The following is a 15,855-nucleotide window of genomic DNA, read 5'->3' on the forward strand; positions in this document are numbered from 1 at the left end:
TTTTCCGCAGGACGGGGGTTTTTGTGCGTACTGATCCGGTAAGAAAGTTAGACATGTCCACCTCAGTATCAAACGGCTCCACCAAGCCCGCGAAAGCAACACCGCACCGGCGGGCGCTCCGGCGTGCGTCCTGGATTGTTACCCTTGGCGGATTCCTCTTCGGCTACGACACCGGCGTTATCAACGGTGCACTGCCGTACATGCAGGACGATCTCGGCCTGACTCCGGTCACCGAGGGCCTGATTACGTCCAGCCTGCTGTTCGGTGCAGCCTTCGGCGGAGCCATTTCCGGCAAGCTGACGGACCGGTTCGGCCGACGCAGGGTCCTGATGGGTCTGGCCGCCGTCTTCCTGCTGGGCACGCTGGGCACGTCCTTGGCGCCCACCATTGCCGTGATGGTGGGCTCCCGCGTGGTTCTTGGCCTGGCGGTCGGCGGCGCCTCCGCGCTTGTGCCCGTGTTTCTGGCCGAACTGGCGCCGGCGGAGCGCCGCGGACAGATGGTTACCCGCGACCAGCTGATGATTGTCACCGGACAGCTGGTGGCCTTCATAGCCAATGCCGTGATCGGCAACCTCTGGGGCGAGGACCAGGGCGTGTGGCGCTGGATGCTCGTGGTGGCCACCCTGCCTGCCATCGCCCTGTGGATCGGCATCAGCTTCGTTCCGGAAAGCCCGCGCTGGCTGGCGTCCAAGGGCCGCTTCGCCGAGACCCTCGCCGCCCTGCGCCGGATCCGCAGCGAGGAAGACGCGCAGGCGGAACACGAAGAAGTGCGCACCTTGGCCGAAAAGGACTCCGCGGAGACCGGGACGCTGCGCGATTTCGCCGAGCCCTGGTTGCTGCGGGTGCTCCTGATCGGCATGGGACTGTCCATTGTCCAGCAGATCACGGGCGTCAACGCCATCATGTACTACGGCACCCAGATCCTGGAGGACGCGGGGTTCGGCACCGAAGCCGCCCTGACCGCCAATATCGCCAACGGCGTGGTCTCCGTTGCGGCTGCCATCTTCGGTATCTGGCTGCTGGGCCGGGTCCGCCGCCGGCACATGCTGATGACCGGCCTCATCGGCACCGGTTCCTCGCTGCTGCTGATTGGCCTGGTGTCGCTCTTCGTTGCCGAAGGTGATGCCCGCGGATACATCATCCTGGCCCTGACGGTTCTGTTCCTGGGCTTCCAGCAGGGCGCGGTATCCCCGGTGACCTGGCTGATGCTCTCGGAAATCTTCCCGCTGAAGGTCCGCGGCCTCGGCATTGGGCTGTCCGTCTTTGTGCAGTGGATGACCAACTTCGCCGTCGGCTTCTCCTTCCCCATCTTGATGGACGCCATCGGGATCTCGAAGACCTTCTTTATCTTCGTGGTGCTGGGGCTGCTGGCCCTGGTGTTTGTCCGCCGCTTTGTTCCGGAAACCCGCGGACAGAGCCTGGAGCAGGTGGAAGCCCAGCTTCGCGCTGCCGGCACCAAGTAGCCCAACGCCGGAAACGGAAGGGACCCTGCACCACGGTGCGGGGTCCCTTCCGTTTCTGTTCCCGGTGGCCCCTAGGGGACAGCCGGGTAGGCGGCAACGGTCGGCAAAGCCACCGAAGCGGTGAAGCTGGTCAGTGCCGTCGCCTTGGGTAGCGCATACACGGACGTGGCCGGGGTAATCTGCAGCACCAGCCGGCTGGCGGCATTCACCGTGTAGGAGACCTCTTCCAGCGGCACCGTCAGGGTATGTTCCGTGCCGTCCAGGATCAGCGGAACGGGTGTCACCTGGTTGCCCAGTACAAGTGATGCCCGGGATTTGTCGATGATCTGGGCATAAACGTGGGTGTTGCCCCGCGGTGCGTAGCCGCGGTAGGTGAGGGTCAGCTGCGGAGCCCCGAAGACCGACGTCGGAACCGCCGGGGAAACGATCGGCACGTTCACTGCCACGGGCGCCACAGCGGCGGCGATCACGGCGCCGCTGATGGCTGCGGGGGAGAGCAGGATCGAGCCGCGCCCGGTACCTGTCAGGGATCCGGTGGCCTGCGGGTAGCCCGGCGCGGCGCGGGTGATGCCGTTCTGGTCGATGAACTCAAAGGCTGCCCCGGTGTTCACCGGTTCATTCCGGAGATACCTGGCAAACCAGTTCAAGACCGCCGGAGTGATCCGGTCCGGTCCCGCAGTGGAGTTGCACAGGCCATGCCCGCCGCAGAACTGCAGCATTTTGGTGGGGGTGCCGGTGCTGCTGATGAGTTCATAGTTGCGGGTGGCCTCATTGAGGGTGAACAGGGTGTCTGCGGTGCCCTGAATGATCAGCGTGGGTGCGGTGATCGAGGTGAACATTTCGTCCGGCGTCAGGGACGCAAAGTAGGCGATGGATTCCGGACTGAGCTGGTTCGGGTAGGTCAGGCCCTCCTGGCAGGCCTTCCGCACGGGAGCCGAGAGGGCGCCGTCGTTCCCCACCAGGGAGCCCAACTGCCCCAGCGCTGTGCCCTCCCCGCAGAGCAGCGCACCCCAACCGGTTTTGAAGGAGCCGGCCTTGTAGAGGCTGGTGGTCAGATCATTCCAGGCGATGGTCGGGGTAATGGCATCCACCCGCTGGTCCTGGGCGGCGAGGACAAACTGGATGCCGCCGCCGTAGGAGGCGCCCGCCATGCCGAGCACCGGATCGCCGGGGGCGTCCAGGCTGGCCTCGGGCTGGGCAGCAATGAAGTCGATGATCGCCGAGCCGTCGCGGCCTTCGTAAGCGGGATTGTTGACGTAGGCCTCCCCGCCGCTGAAGCCGAAACCGCGGGGATCCCAGGTCACAACGTTATAGCCGGCATCGCGCAGGGGAGCGATGCCGATGGAACCGATCAGGGTATTGGTGGTTGTGGTTGGGATGCGTCCGCCGGGGAGGCCGAAGCCGGGTCCCACCATCACGGTAGGCGCCTGCTGCCCGGCAGCGAGATTGGTGGCCGGGAAGAAGTTGGTGTGGATGGGGGTGCCGTCAAAGCTGGTGATGACGACGTCGGTGCGGATGGCGGGCGCCGGTGCTGCGATAGCGGGTGCAGCAGACAGGGACGTGCCCAACAGCGCGGCGGACACCCCCAGAATAGCCAGGTGTTTCCTCATGGTGACCTCATTGTCGTGGGGAGGGGCTAATGGTTACCGTCTGGTAACTTTCGCAGACTATGAAGAAGGAGGAACGGCCACAAGCCTTTGAGCGCGTATTGGACCCGATAAGGCAGCAGTCCGGTGGACGCATCGGGAAATTACGGGGAGGTGGGGGAGACTTCTTCCTGCATGGACGGATGGCTGGAGCATTCGCTGGTGACCTTCAAGGTCCGCCCCAGCTCGTTAGCCCAGAACTTGATCACCGCCCCGTCCGTGCCTTCCGCAGTTACCGTCCACGTGACCTGCGGGGGATCGCCCGGTTCCGGCTCGAACTCGGCGATGATAGTCATGCCCTCGTCCTCGAAGTAGCGGCGCATCTGCTCACGGTCACGCCCCGGATCATCCGAAGGCGGTCCTAAGAGCTGTTGTGTCATATGCCGGGGGCCGGTACGGTCCTCGGGCCGGCATAAGATCGGAACGATGGGCTCCTCATACGTGGACGACCACGGCGCCCCGTTCACGAATGTCCATCCGTCCGTAGCCCCTGTCGCCTTGATCGCTGCGTCCGACGCGGCCATGAAACCGTCGAAGATCTCTCGGGAAGTCCGGTTCGTCTCCAGAACGGAGGACGCCGTGCTGGAGTCGACGCTACCCTTCCTATCAGCAGTCCTTTCAGCGCAAGCGGTAAGGCCACCACCGGTCAGAACAGTCATAGTCAGTCCGAGGCCAACCAGGCGCCTGGCGAAGGGGATCATTTCCCAAACACTCAATTGATTCAAATGACTTGTGCTTTCTGGGGGTAGTTTCTGTCCTGGGCCGATTGTTGTATAGGCGATACCCTCGCAGACTGTTGGAATCCGCAGCTAGGTACTGGTCGAAGTCGTGGTTTCCGTGGCTTTGGGCACCGGGCAGTCCGGTGGACGCGTCGGGAGATTACGGGGAGGTGGGGGAGACTTCTTCCTGCATGGACGGATGACTGGAGCATTCGCTGTAGACCAGCAGCCCCTGCCCGTTGGAATTGGCTGAAAATTCGATCCAAGACCCGTCCTTGCCCTGTGCCATAACGGTCCACTCGGCGTACGAGGGCTCATTGGGCTGGGGGTCGAAGACGGAAATCACAGTCATTCCGCGGCTTTCGAAATGACGGCGCATCCGGTCGCGGTCTCCTTGCGGATCGTCCGTGGCGGGGCTGAGCAGCAGTTGTTTCAGCTGCCACGGCCCGTCGCTATATTCCACCGAGGGGCAGGGGCCGGCCATCAGGGGCCGGTCACGATGCACTGCCCAGGGAGTGCCGTCCTCGGTTGTCCATGCTTCGGGTGCCGCGGACGCCTGGACCGCGGCGTCGGCGTCGGCGGCAAAATCATCGAAGACCTCCCGTGAGGTCCGGTTCGTTTCCAGCACGGAGGCAGGGCTGCTGTCGACGTTACCCTTCATATCATCAGTCCTTTCAGCGCAAGCGGTAAGGCCACCGGTCAGAACAGTTATGGTCAGTCCAAGGCCAACCAAGCGCCTGGCGAAGGGCATCATTTCCCAAACACTCAATTGATTCAAATGATTTGTGCTTTCTTAGGGTAGTTTCTGTCCTTGGCCGATTGTTGCATAGACGATACCTCGCAGACTGTTGGAATCCGCAGCCAGGTACTGATCAAAGTCGTGTTTTTCCGTGGCAACGTACACTTCGTCCCCGACCTTGACACCCTCGGAGGAGAAATATCGACCGCCCCAGTCCTCTTCTGAAGGGTCAGTTCGATAGTTGGACTCGGAACCGGAATCACCACCTGCTAAAGCGAAAACATCAGTGACCAAAATTCCGACGGGTGCCAGTCCATCCCCTTTGGCCGTGCTGACAAAGATGTCCCGCCGCCCATCAACACCGCGGTCAATGTTCAGCTGATCCGAAGACACATCGCTGTCTACGCCTGCCGAACCGACATAGACCGCCGAAGTAATCGGGTAGATAGTCTCGCCCAAAGCCTTGGTGGTCATATGAGTCCCATATGAGTGCGCTATCACGTTCGTTTCGGGCGCAGGAAGTCCGTTCGTGCTGTACGTCAGGTGCAGGCCGTCTAGGGAAGTGGCAAAAGCCTGTGCACCCCGCTCGGCATGGCCATCGGCAGTGACTGAAGTTGCGCCCGGAGTTTCATATCCTATATAGGCCACGGTCACGTGATTCCTTGTCCCGTCCGCTCGCACCTGCCGGTCGCGGACCGTTTCAGCATTAGTAACAAGGGAACCCATATTTGTTGAATAGTTGTTCATCCCTGGCACCACATAAGTGACATTAGTGTCTATTCCTACTTCTCCATCCAAGTCGCCGACGGCTATCGCCGCTAACGGATGATCATGGTCAGGTTCGAAAGAAATCAGCTGCTTAGGAGGATTTCCACTACCTTTCAACGCATCGCTGATGGATCGATAGGCCTCGCGTTGCTCTTCTGTCGCTTCGTAGGCAGGCGACAGTACTATTTCAAGGACGTCTCGGTTGGCCTCGCTTCGGACTTTGTAAGGGGCACCCTCCAGGTTTCCCGTCAGACCTGGCATGGACTTTGCCAGACCGGCACGTTGGGATGGTGAAAGCGACTTCCAGAACGAGGCTTCTTGATATGCACCCATCCCCTTTACGAAGAGCGAGGCCGCGGGCACGGCTGCGGCAAACGCCGCCACCTGCGCGGGACCCATCTCACCGAGCGCTCGGTAGAAAGCGGCAATATCCTCCTCGTTTGCGTCCGGCTTGGTCGCGTTTGCGAAGGAAGCAGCCAGATCCTCGGCTGCCTCGGTCTCCAGATCCATCCCGGGTGAGTCGAACTGAGAGATGACGGGGGTGGATACACGGGAAATGCCGTCCAGAGCCGATTGGCATGCTGCCCTCGCGCGTTCGTACCTGTCCTCAAGGGCCTCCACATCTGCTTGGAAGGTAGCCGTCCTCTGGGCCATCATCGCGTGCGCGCCGTCCCAATTGGGGATATTGCCGGAAGTCATCTCGGTCGCAATCGGTACGAGACGGGATTCTTCATCATCGATTTGCTGTTTCAGGGCGATTCTCGCGGCATTTATCTCCACCAGTTCCGCAGCAAATTCATTCAATGCGTCGGCGGCCAATGACACGCTTTCCTGATGGTCCCGGGCTTGTTGGGAGGGCCTTTCCATGGCCTGCAGCACCTTAGCTCGCCCAGGACCCATGTAGAGCGTGTCCAGAGCAGACCATTTGTTCCGGATCGAAGAGATCGCTTCCTGGAAACCTGCGGCAGACGCCCGCAAGTCCGCAGCGGCAGCGAGTATAGGTTCGCCCGGAGGTAAGTCCCGGAGCAGGCGCATGTCAACATCGAGAACCCAGATACTCACGAGACGGCCTGCGAATGGCGGAGCCCGTACTGCGTTTGCGTGTGGTACTCACCGGAGGCGGCGGCAGCCTGGGCATTCTGAATGTTTTGGACCATCTCGTCGTCGCCGGCCAGGTACGCAGAGACCGCCTGCCCCGTACCCTGGACCGCGTTGTTGCATCGAATCATGATGTCGGTTGGATCCGGACGGAAGATATCCTCATGGACCCGCGCTATCCCGGTATCCAGGCCTGCACAGCCGGTGAGCGCCTCCTGCAGCCGGGAAGCAGCTTCCGATAAACGGGTCCGTTCGGTTTCCAGGTTTTCCAACTCCGCACCGGTATCGCCGAGCAGGCTCTGGACCTCCGCTACGTGAATATCGATTGCCATGTTTCGTTTCCCCCGAATTTCAAGTGGTGCTGCCGAGCATACGAAATTCCAGGGCATAAATACATGGGCAGTTCTGCCCATGCCCGAGGGGACAAAAATACGGGAAGGTCCCGCACAGATATGTGCGGGACCTTCCCGTATTGGTTGGTGCTTATTCCTACCGGCTCATTGCCTTCGCTATTCCCGGCTACTTCCGGTCCGTCGGGGCGTTTTCCGGGGCACCCGTCTCCGGGCCGTCGTCGTGCTCCGTGGTGTGCAGATCGAAGGAGGAGCCGTGCTCTTCCACGCCGGCCTGGATGGCGCGGCCCACCACGGACACGGCGAGCCGGCGCCGCAGGGAGAGCGGATCCCGGGCCAGGTCCTTCGCCAGGGCGATGGTCATCAGCAGCATCACCACGGCGAACGGCAGGGCGGCGACAATGGTGATCCGCTGCAGACCGTCCAGGGCTTCCGAGGGTTCATCGCCGCCGGCCAGCAGCATCACCGCCGCCACGGCGCCGGTGAGGACGCCCCAGAAAACCACGACGCCGCGGGAGGGATGCTCCGCGCCGTTGGAGCTCAAGGAGGCCATCACAATCGAGGCGGAGTCCGCGCCGGTGACGAAGAAGATGGCCACCAGGATCATGGCCAGTACGCCCACGGCGCCGGCCACGAGGTTGGGCATGGGCAGGGCGGCGAAGAGGTCGAAGAGCGACCCATCGAAGGAAATGGTAGGTTCACCGTCCACCATGGTCACCAGCCCCGGCTCCCCGTTGGCTGCGGCCTTCTGCTGGGTGCCGATGGCGGCGCCGCCGAAGATCGAGAACCAGACCACGCTGACCACAAACGGCACCAGCAGCACGCCGGTGACGAACTGCCGGATGGTGCGTCCGCGGCTGATCCGGGCAATGAACATGCCAACGAAGGGCGTCCAGGACAGCCACCAGGCCCAGTAGAAGATGGTCCAGCTGGAGAGCCAGGCGCGCATGGATTCATCGCCGGCAACTTCAGTGCGGGAAGCCATCTGGGCGAGGTTGGTTGCGTAGTCGCCGATGGCGGCCGGGATGACATTGAGGATGAACAGTGTCGGACCGACCACGAAAATGACTGCCGCCAGCACCACTGCCAGGACCATGTTGATGTTGGACAGCCACTGGATGCCGCGGGAAATCCCGGACACGGCAGAGGCGACAAAGCAGCCGGTCAAGATGGCAACAATGGCTACGAGGATGGGCGTACCCACTGTGCCGAAGAAGCCGGCCGACTCCATGCCGCTGCCGATCTGCAGGGCGCCGAGGCCCAGGGACGCAGCGGTGCCGAAGAGGGTGGCGAAGATGGCGAAGATGTTCAGGACCTTGCCCAGCGGGCCGTCCACCCGCTTGGCACCGAACAGCGAGGTGAACGCGGAGGAGATCAGCTGCCTCCGGCCCAGCCGGTAGGTTCCGTAGGCCATGGCGATGCCGACGACGGCGTACATGGCCCACGGGTGCAGGCCCCAGTGGAACAGGGAGGTTCCCATCGCCGTCTGCAGTGCTTCTGCGGTCTGCGGATCATCGGTACCCGGGGGAGGGGAGATGTAGTAGAACAGCGGTTCAGCGACGCCGTAGAACATCAGGCCGATGCCCATGCCGGCGGAGAACATCATCGAAATCCAGGACACGGTCTTGAACTGGGGTTCTTCGCCGTCCTTGCCCAGCGGGATCCGCCCGAAGCGTCCCACGGCAAGCCAGATCACGTACACCACAAGGAAGGAAGCCAGCAGGACAAAGAACCAGCCGGCGTTGGTGATCACCCAATCCAAGGCAGTCTGGGATACCGAGGCCAGGTTGTCGGTGCCGAAGAAGCCCCAAGCGATGAAGGCCAGGGCCAGCACTGCTGTGACGGCAAAAAGCACCTTGTCCAGCTTGGCCGGGATCTCGCGGCTCAACGCCTTCTCCTGTTGGCGCTGTCCCTCAATCATCAGCTGGACGAGTTCATGCTCCTGCTCCACCACAGGCATGGAGGAGGTAGTGGATTCGTCAACGGTAATGGAGAGCCGGGCGGGTTCAGCGGGATCGCCGTCGTTCCTTCCAGCGTCGCGTATGGGACCTTCAGTGGTAGCCATAGGCCTTTCCTTATGTCAGCGCAAAGGGCCCGGACCCTGATGGCGGGCACGGGCAAGCAGATTGGCAACCACTCCCGGCGGAGGGCGCAATCAGCGCGCCTGCTTCCAGCCGGTATCCCCAAAGCAACGTGGTCCCAACTCTGCGTTCCTTTACATAATTCGCGAGTGTGTCTCTTCCAGAGTTGCGGTATGCAACGTCTCAAGTCAAATTCGCGCAGGAGTCGGGACCAGGGCAGCTGCTGTCAGGTGGTGGGGATGGTCATGGCGGGGTCCTCGGAGCAGGGTCCCTCGTAGGACAGGCTGCTGAGGTGGTTACCGGCTTGGTAGATCAGCGCGTTACCCTCGGCATCCTCGAGAGTGACGATGATGTAGTAGCCGGACCCGGTGTCGGACGGGACGTCCTCGTTGTAGCGGCCCACTTCGGTGAATCCCTGTTTTTCGAAGTGGGACACGTACTTGGAAACCGCTGCCTCGGGGTCATCGACAGCCGGACCCATGATCATGCCGGTGTACCGGTGGGACAGAGGCTCCGATCCCGGACATACACGCCCGAAGTACCCGGTTGTGTCCCTCTCCCAGGGGAGCCTGTCCGGCCCGGAAAATGTCCAGTTGCCGCCGTGCACTTTCGTGGTTTCCTCATTGAGGTCGAGCATCCGTTGGAGGAGTTCGGGGGCAGGCTTGGAAGTGCTCATTGCGCCGTCGTTGCCGGCATTGTCGGATTGGAACATCGGGTCCTCGGATTCGGAGGTGCGGGTGCAGCCGGACAGAACAAGGGTGAGCGCCACAGCGACAGTGGCTGCAACCGGGGTCAGTCGGGGGAAGGTCATAGGTACTCGGCCATCTCTTCGGGGTCATGGAGCGGTGGAAAGATCTGGCGGTCTCGTTTCAAGACACTATCGCCCCTGCCGGTTGTGGCGCGCGCCACCGAATCGAGGCTGTGGGTACGGATATCAAGGTATCCGTGCCCCTTCTGGGTCCCGAAGGGGTCCAGGTTTGTGTCGCCGCTACCGTTGACAGAGTGTCCACGCGTCGCCACGAGATCCCGTGCGGGATCCCCCTTGGAGCTGAATTCGTGTGCCCCGAAACCTTCCTCCAACGGATTGATGCGGTACCCAAAATACCCGCCGCTGGGGGCCACAATGTCCTGGGGAGCGTTGGTGGCAAACAATGCAGGAGTGCCGTCTGATGCCGGCTTGATATTCAGGTCCGCTGCGTTGTCCACAACCGCCTGGTCCAGTCCCGCTGAGCCGAAGAAGGTCACGGAATCCACGTCAAAATCCGTTTGAGTCAAGCCGTAGGCTGACGTGGTTGTACCGTACGAATGGGCAGCCACGGCGATGTAGGGATCACGGTTGCCGCTGGCAGCGTGGAAACCGTTCAGCGCCGTGGCGAACTTTTCCCCGCCTGCTCTGGCGTGAGCGGTATCGAGGACCTCCGTATGTCCCAGCGAGAGCTGCGGCGGGGTCTCATAACCGATCCATGCGACTACCGCCTGGTTATGCTCACCGAGCTTCCCCTGCGCGTCATAGATGTTCTGGGACGCATCGGTCCAGCTTTCATCCTCTTTCCACGAAGTCCCCATGCCCGGAACGTTCCATGTGACGTTGTCTGCCGTGTCCATGTTGCCGATGGCTACCGCAGCAAGAGGAGGGGAACTCAAGTCCAGGGAGATGATGCCGCGGGGTGCTGCACCGGGAGCCGATTTGGCTCCGGCTTGGATAGCCAGGAGTGCATCCCTGCGCTCGCCTTCGGCGTCGACCAGTGCCGCCTCCAGCGCCACGGCATTGGCGGCGGTCCGGTCGGAATAGGGGATTCCCTCGAGGTTGCCCACCATGAGCGGAAATTGTTTGGCCAAGGACTGCCGCTGTGCCGCCGCCAACCGGCTCCAGGCCTCCTTATTACTTCGCGGATCCAGCCCCGGGTGCGGTCCGGAAAATAATTCCGGGTTGCTCTGCTTGAACTGCGCAGCTTGGGAAGGAGTCAGCAACGCCAACGCGGCCAGGAGCTGGCGCATGGCGTCCGGTCCGTCGTCACCGTTCAGGACCTTATTCAGCGCACGGGTGGCGTCGGACGCAGCGTATTCGTTTTCATTCGCTGCGGCGGCCGGGAGGACGTCGCTGGTGCGCCGGCGCAGTGCCCGCAGCGCCGTCCGGCACGTTTCTTCCGCGGCCTGCAGGTCCGCTGCCAGCGCATCTGCCTGGCGCTGCAGAAGGGCGCTCACCAGTGCGTCAGATTTTTCATCCACGAAGTCGGCAATGAAGTCGGGCACAAAGCCTGGAGTTAAATTCTCCCTTGCTCTATCCGCAACCTTGGCGGCTCCCACCTCAGCATCCAAGATTGCGCGCTTAGCCTTGATGGTCCGTACCGCGTCGGCAAATTCCTCAAGTGCGTTACGCGCGGACGCCGCAACCCGCCCGATTGCCTCGCCGTGGTCACTTGGCTTGTCCATCGCGCTGAAGACAACCTGCTGTTCCGGCGCGCGGTAGTAGTCCGTGATCGTGCGCCACTTGTCCTGCGCATCGTTCAGCGTTTGCGCCATCTGGTCCGTTTGCTCCGCTATGCCGGCAGCCGCCGTGCTGAGTGCTTCAGGTTCCGGAAGATTCTCCGTACCGCTCAGGTCAACTGCAATCAAACTCATGTTAGGCCCCACCTTCCGCGGGATGTCTGGACGGGAGCTGTCGGGGCCGCGTCCGCTTGGGAGCTTGCTTGGAATAACTGAACCGGCTCCGGTGCCGCGCTGGGCTCTCCGCCTCCGGTTTCGGGGATGGGGATTCCAGCGGACGGTTGGTCAGCGGGGTCGATAATGAAGCCCGGATCGATGCCCGGCCATGTAGTCCCGGGGCCGGGGGTTGCAGGGCCGGGGTGGCCCGGAACGGCTGGTGTTGTTCCTTGGTCCACACCGCCCGGGATTGACTCTGGCAGGGGCAGCGGCAGGGGAAGGGTAACGTGCCCGTGCCCCGGGTCCATCCCCGGAAATGAAGGATCGGGAATGTGCAGGACGGGGCCCGGGTGCCCGGGTGTCACCACTCCCGGAGCAGTGCCGACGACCTCCGGAAGCGCGGCGGGCAGGTGGGCGGGCAGTGTTTCCGCGACGGGGATGTGAGCGGCCGGCAGGTGGGCGGGCAGTGTTTCCGCGACGGGGATGGGAATCGGAGCCGGACCAGGCACGGGAGCAGGAGACGGAGGCTCGGGCGCCTGGGCCACGGGAACGGGGACGGTCGCCTCTGGAGCCTGAACAACCGGCACGGGAACGGGGACGGTCGCCTCAGGCGCCGGCGCGGGTGACGGGGGTTCCCATGTCACGCCTGCTGTTGAACCCGGGGGATCCAGCGGGACAACACTGCCAGCCGCCAGCTGTGCGTTAGCCAGCATTTCCTCGTCACCAATGACATAGGCGCGAATCGCCCGCCGGGTGGCGAAGACAGCATTGTCAGAGCGCGTCAGGACGGTCTCAATATCCTTTAGCAGGGTTTCTCCGGCGAAATTGGAAAAGGCGGAAAGGACCGGGCTGCTGCCTAATGCAAATTCGACGTCGTCTATGAAACCCTGGATACGGCTGTGGACACCCTGGCTCGCCGTCAGAATCGTCTCGGTGTCGGTGACGATCCTGCCTACTATTGCGGCATCTATGTCGTACTCGCTCATGGTCTCCCCCTTGAACCGGTTTCCTGCTGCCCCTGGAAATGCGGACACAGTCGGGAGAGCCCATATTCAACAGTTCCCCCGTTTCGGGAAGAACATAACCTGCCGAAAGGAATTCGTACATGGGGAGAACTCCCCATGTACTTCCCCTAGAGTGCCGTGGTGCCGAAAAGCATCCCCAGCAGATATGTGGCGGCCGCAGCACCGAGGCCGATCGCCAGCTGGCGCAGCGCCCGCTTGAGCGGCGAGGCACCGGACAGCAGACCGACGACGGCGCCGGTCATCAGCAGCGCCAGTCCCACCAAGACGCAGGAGAGAACGACGGCGGTGAGTCCGGTGAGGCCGAAGATGTACGGCAGGATCGGGATCACGGCACCGGAGGCAAAGAAGCAGAAGCTGGAGGCCGCAGCACCCAGCCCGGTGCCGACGGATTCGTGCTCGTCGCGGCGGTCCTCGGTGTCGGCCTCGGGGTTGAGGGAGAAGCTGGGGTCACAGTCGCAGGTGTAGAGCCCCATTCGTTCAGCCGCACGGTGCTCGGCGGCCTCCCTGGTCATTCCGCGGGCGCGGTACACCAGCACCAGTTCGTTGGCGTCAATATCCAGCGATTTCGCGGCGGAAAGGGTGATCTGGGTGGGTCGGGAAGCGTCCAGCAGTTCCCGCTGGGACCGGACCGAGACGTACTCGCCGGCACCCATGGACAGGGCGCCGGCGAGTAGGCCCGCCAGCCCGCTGAACAGGATGAATGTGCTGGAAACCCCGGCGGCGCCAATGCCCATAATCAGGGCGAGGTTGCTGACCAAGCCGTCATTCGCACCGAACACCGCGGCACGGAAATTGCCGGAAAGCCGGGTCCGTCCGCGGGTGGCCAAGCCCCGGACCACTTCTTCATGGATCTGCTCATCAGCGGCCATGGCGCTGGTGGCGTTAGGGTCCTGGGCATAGGGCGATCGGCCCTCGGCACGCTGGGCCAGCGCCAGTACAAACACCGAGCCAAAACGCCGGGCCAGCAGGCCGAGGGCGCGGTTACGGAAGGATGCGCGCATCGGGCGGCCGGCGTCGTCGCCCAAAAGCTGGCGCCAGTGTTCCTCATGGCGGCCCTCCGCCTCGGCCAAGGCGAGGAGGATGTCGCGTTCCTCCCCGTCGCGGCGTTCGGCGAGGTAACGGTAGGTGGCGGCTTCGGCCTGTTCGTCGGCGAGGTACTGCCGCCAGCGCTTGAGGTCGGCATTGGAAGGGACGCTGGGCCCGTTGTGCGGCTCCGGCGGTGACTGGGAATTCACGGTGCTCCTGACAGGGACCGGAACAGGGGGATCCGGCCAGTTAAAAAGGTCTCTGACCGAAGGTCTCGCTCGCCCGGGCTGCGTGCCGTCGGGTGGACTGCCGGGACGCCGCGGCGTCCAGTATGTCGACAGGCCTCGGCCGTACGGAACCAAAGGCCCGGGCCGGAGCTACTCCCCTTCAACGTCCCAGTGTAATGCAATCAGCCGGCGCAAGGCGGGACCGAACCGGAGCGGCCCGCCGCGGGCCCGGTTGAGCTGGAGGCTCAATAACTTAAGTCAAGGGGCGGGCAGGCGCTAAAGTCGAATGCGTGAGCAAAAACTACCCTCTTACGGATCCGGACCGCCCGTGGACCCGCCATTACAGCGAGGGAGTCCTGGAAGGCTTTACCCTTCCGGAGGAATCCCTTGTCGACATGGTTGAGACCTCCATCCGCAAGTACCGGTCCAAGACCGCCCTTGAGTTCTTCGGCGCCACCACCAGCTATGAGGAACTCGGAGAGCAGATCCGCCGGGTTGCCACAGGTCTGTTGAAGCTGGGGGTGCGCAAGGGTGACCGCGTGGCACTGGTACTGCCCAACTCACCACAGCACGTGGTCGCGTTCTACGCCGTGCTGCGGTTGGGTGCAGTGGTGGTGGAGCACAATCCGCTGTACACCGACAGGGAACTGCGGCACCAGTTTGAGGACCACGGGGCCACGGTGGCCATTGTGTGGGACAAGACGGTGGAACAGATCCAGAATCTGCCCGCAGACATCCCCGTGCGGACCATCATTTCCGTGGACCTGATCTCCGCAATGCCCCTGTCCAACCGGATCGCGCTGAAGCTGCCGGTCCCCAAGGCGCGTAAGGCCCGCGCGGCGCTGACCGTGGACACGAAGCCCCGCAGCGGGTCCCGGAAGGTGCTCACCTGGAAGACCCTGCTGAACAACCGGCCGCTGCGCCGGCGGTATCCGCGTCCCGCGGCCGGTGACCTTGCCGCCATCCAGTACACCAGCGGCACCACGGCAGACCCCAAGGGCGCCATGCTCCTGCACTCGAACCTGATGGCCAACGCTGCCCAGGGTGTCGCGTGGGCGTCGGGCCTCCGGCTAGGCGAGGAAACCTTCTACGCCGTGCTGCCCATGTTCCACGCCTACGGGCTCACCCTGAGCTTGACCTGCGCCATGAAGACCGGGTCACGGCTGGTCCTCTTCCCGAAGTTCGACGAGGACCTCACCCTGCAGGCGATGAAGAAGTCCCCCGCCACGTTCCTGCCGGCGGTGCCGCCCATCTACGACCGGCTGGCAGCCGCGGCAGCAGAACAGGGCGTCTCGCTGCGCGGCATCAGATTCGCTATTTCCGGTGCCATGAACCTGCCCCTGGAAACGGTCGAAACCTGGGAAGCGGCCACCGGCGGACACCTCATTGAGGGCTACGGGCTGACCGAAACTTCCCCGGTTGCCCTGGGCAACCCGTTTAGTCCTTCCCGGAAGCCGGGCACGGTGGGTGTGCCGTTCCCGCTGACGGATATCCGTGTTGTGGACCCCGAAAACCCGGCCATGGACGTTGCCCAGGGCACGCCCGGCGAACTGCTGATCCGCGGACCGCAGGTGTTTGACGGTTACTGGAACAAGCCCAAGGAAACGGAAGCGGTCCTGCTCAACGGCGGCTGGTTCCGGACCGGCGATATTGTCTCCGTGGATGAGGACGGGTTTGTCACCATCCGCGACCGCATCAAGGAACTGATCATCACCGGCGGCTTCAACGTCTCACCCTCCGAGGTGGAGGAGGCGCTGAAGCGCCACGACTCGGTTGAGGACGCCGCCGTGGTTGGACTGGCCCGCTCAGGCGGCGGCGAGGACGTGGTGGCTGCAGTTGTGGTCAAGCCCGGAAGTGGCTTCAACGCCGAAGGGTTGCGGACCTACGTCCGCAACGAGCTGGCCGCCTATAAGGTCCCGCGCCGCATCGTGGAGATCCAGGAACTGCCCAAATCCCTGATCGGCAAGGTCCTGCGGCGCCACGTCCGCGACAACCTGCAAAACGGCGGCCACCCCGCCACCCCAGACGAAGGTACTGCCCCCACCAACGCCCAGAACAATGCCTGAGCGG

Annotated in this window: 12 protein-coding genes; 2 read left to right on the forward strand and 10 right to left on the reverse strand. The window is 63.1% G+C overall.

Translation table 11 applies throughout. The features are described from left to right. The first annotated feature begins 53 nt into the window (after window positions 1-53). Window positions 54-1,463, forward strand: a complete 1,410-nt coding sequence (locus tag LJ754_RS11705) for a sugar porter family MFS transporter (RefSeq protein ID WP_227926712.1) — start codon at window positions 54-56, stop codon at window positions 1,461-1,463. A gap of 71 nt (window positions 1,464-1,534) precedes the next feature. Here the strand turns inward: LJ754_RS11705 and LJ754_RS11710 are convergent, their stop codons facing one another. The 10 genes from LJ754_RS11710 to LJ754_RS11755 all read right to left on the reverse strand — a co-directional run bounded on the left by LJ754_RS11710 (window position 1,535) and on the right by LJ754_RS11755 (window position 13,767). Then, window positions 1,535-3,073, reverse strand: coding sequence for an alpha/beta hydrolase family protein (locus LJ754_RS11710; protein ID WP_227926713.1), 1,539 nt, complete (start codon window positions 3,071-3,073; stop codon window positions 1,535-1,537). Between the two features lie 140 nt (window positions 3,074-3,213). Beyond that, on the reverse strand, window positions 3,214-3,405 hold the full coding sequence (locus LJ754_RS11715) for a hypothetical protein (RefSeq protein WP_227926714.1): 192 nt from the start codon (window positions 3,403-3,405) through the stop codon (window positions 3,214-3,216). A gap of 583 nt (window positions 3,406-3,988) precedes the next feature. Beyond that, a complete protein-coding gene (locus LJ754_RS11720; RefSeq protein WP_227926715.1) occupies window positions 3,989-4,489 on the reverse strand; it encodes a hypothetical protein in 501 nt (166 codons plus the stop codon). Window positions 4,490-4,621: 132 nt separating this feature from the next. After that, the gene (locus LJ754_RS16935) at window positions 4,622-6,397 is read right to left on the reverse strand and encodes an alpha/beta hydrolase (protein WP_227926716.1); all 1,776 of its coding nucleotides are present in this window, start codon (window positions 6,395-6,397) and stop codon (window positions 4,622-4,624) included. Further along, window positions 6,394-6,765 carry a DUF6507 family protein gene (locus tag LJ754_RS11730; RefSeq protein ID WP_227926717.1) on the reverse strand — a complete coding sequence of 124 codons (372 nt, stop codon included), beginning with the start codon at window positions 6,763-6,765 and terminating at the stop codon, window positions 6,394-6,396. The genes LJ754_RS16935 and LJ754_RS11730 overlap by 4 nt, the downstream gene beginning before the upstream one ends. 187 nt (window positions 6,766-6,952) lie before the next feature. After that, on the reverse strand, window positions 6,953-8,848 hold the full coding sequence (locus LJ754_RS11735) for a BCCT family transporter (protein ID WP_442860327.1): 1,896 nt from the start codon (window positions 8,846-8,848) through the stop codon (window positions 6,953-6,955). Window positions 8,849-9,090: 242 nt separating this feature from the next. Further along, a complete protein-coding gene (locus LJ754_RS11740) occupies window positions 9,091-9,675 on the reverse strand; it encodes a hypothetical protein (protein ID WP_227926718.1) in 585 nt (194 codons plus the stop codon). Further along, window positions 9,672-11,486, reverse strand: coding sequence for an alpha/beta hydrolase (locus LJ754_RS11745; RefSeq protein ID WP_227926719.1), 1,815 nt, complete (start codon window positions 11,484-11,486; stop codon window positions 9,672-9,674). Before LJ754_RS11745 ends, LJ754_RS11740 begins: the two co-directional genes overlap by 4 nt. Continuing rightward, window positions 11,483-12,493, reverse strand: a complete 1,011-nt coding sequence (locus tag LJ754_RS17045) for a DUF6507 family protein (RefSeq protein ID WP_227926720.1) — start codon at window positions 12,491-12,493, stop codon at window positions 11,483-11,485. The genes LJ754_RS11745 and LJ754_RS17045 overlap by 4 nt, the downstream gene beginning before the upstream one ends. Window positions 12,494-12,639: 146 nt before the next feature. Further along, the gene (locus LJ754_RS11755; protein WP_227926721.1) at window positions 12,640-13,767 is read right to left on the reverse strand and encodes a VIT1/CCC1 transporter family protein; all 1,128 of its coding nucleotides are present in this window, start codon (window positions 13,765-13,767) and stop codon (window positions 12,640-12,642) included. Window positions 13,768-14,075: 308 nt separating this feature from the next. Between LJ754_RS11755 and LJ754_RS11760 the strand changes: the two genes are divergently transcribed. Next, a complete protein-coding gene (locus LJ754_RS11760; RefSeq protein ID WP_227926722.1) occupies window positions 14,076-15,851 on the forward strand; it encodes a long-chain-fatty-acid--CoA ligase in 1,776 nt (591 codons plus the stop codon). Window positions 15,852-15,855: the final 4 nt, after the last annotated feature.

Source organism: Arthrobacter sp. zg-Y40, assembly GCF_020731535.1.
Taxonomy (GTDB): domain Bacteria; phylum Actinomycetota; class Actinomycetes; order Actinomycetales; family Micrococcaceae; genus Arthrobacter_B.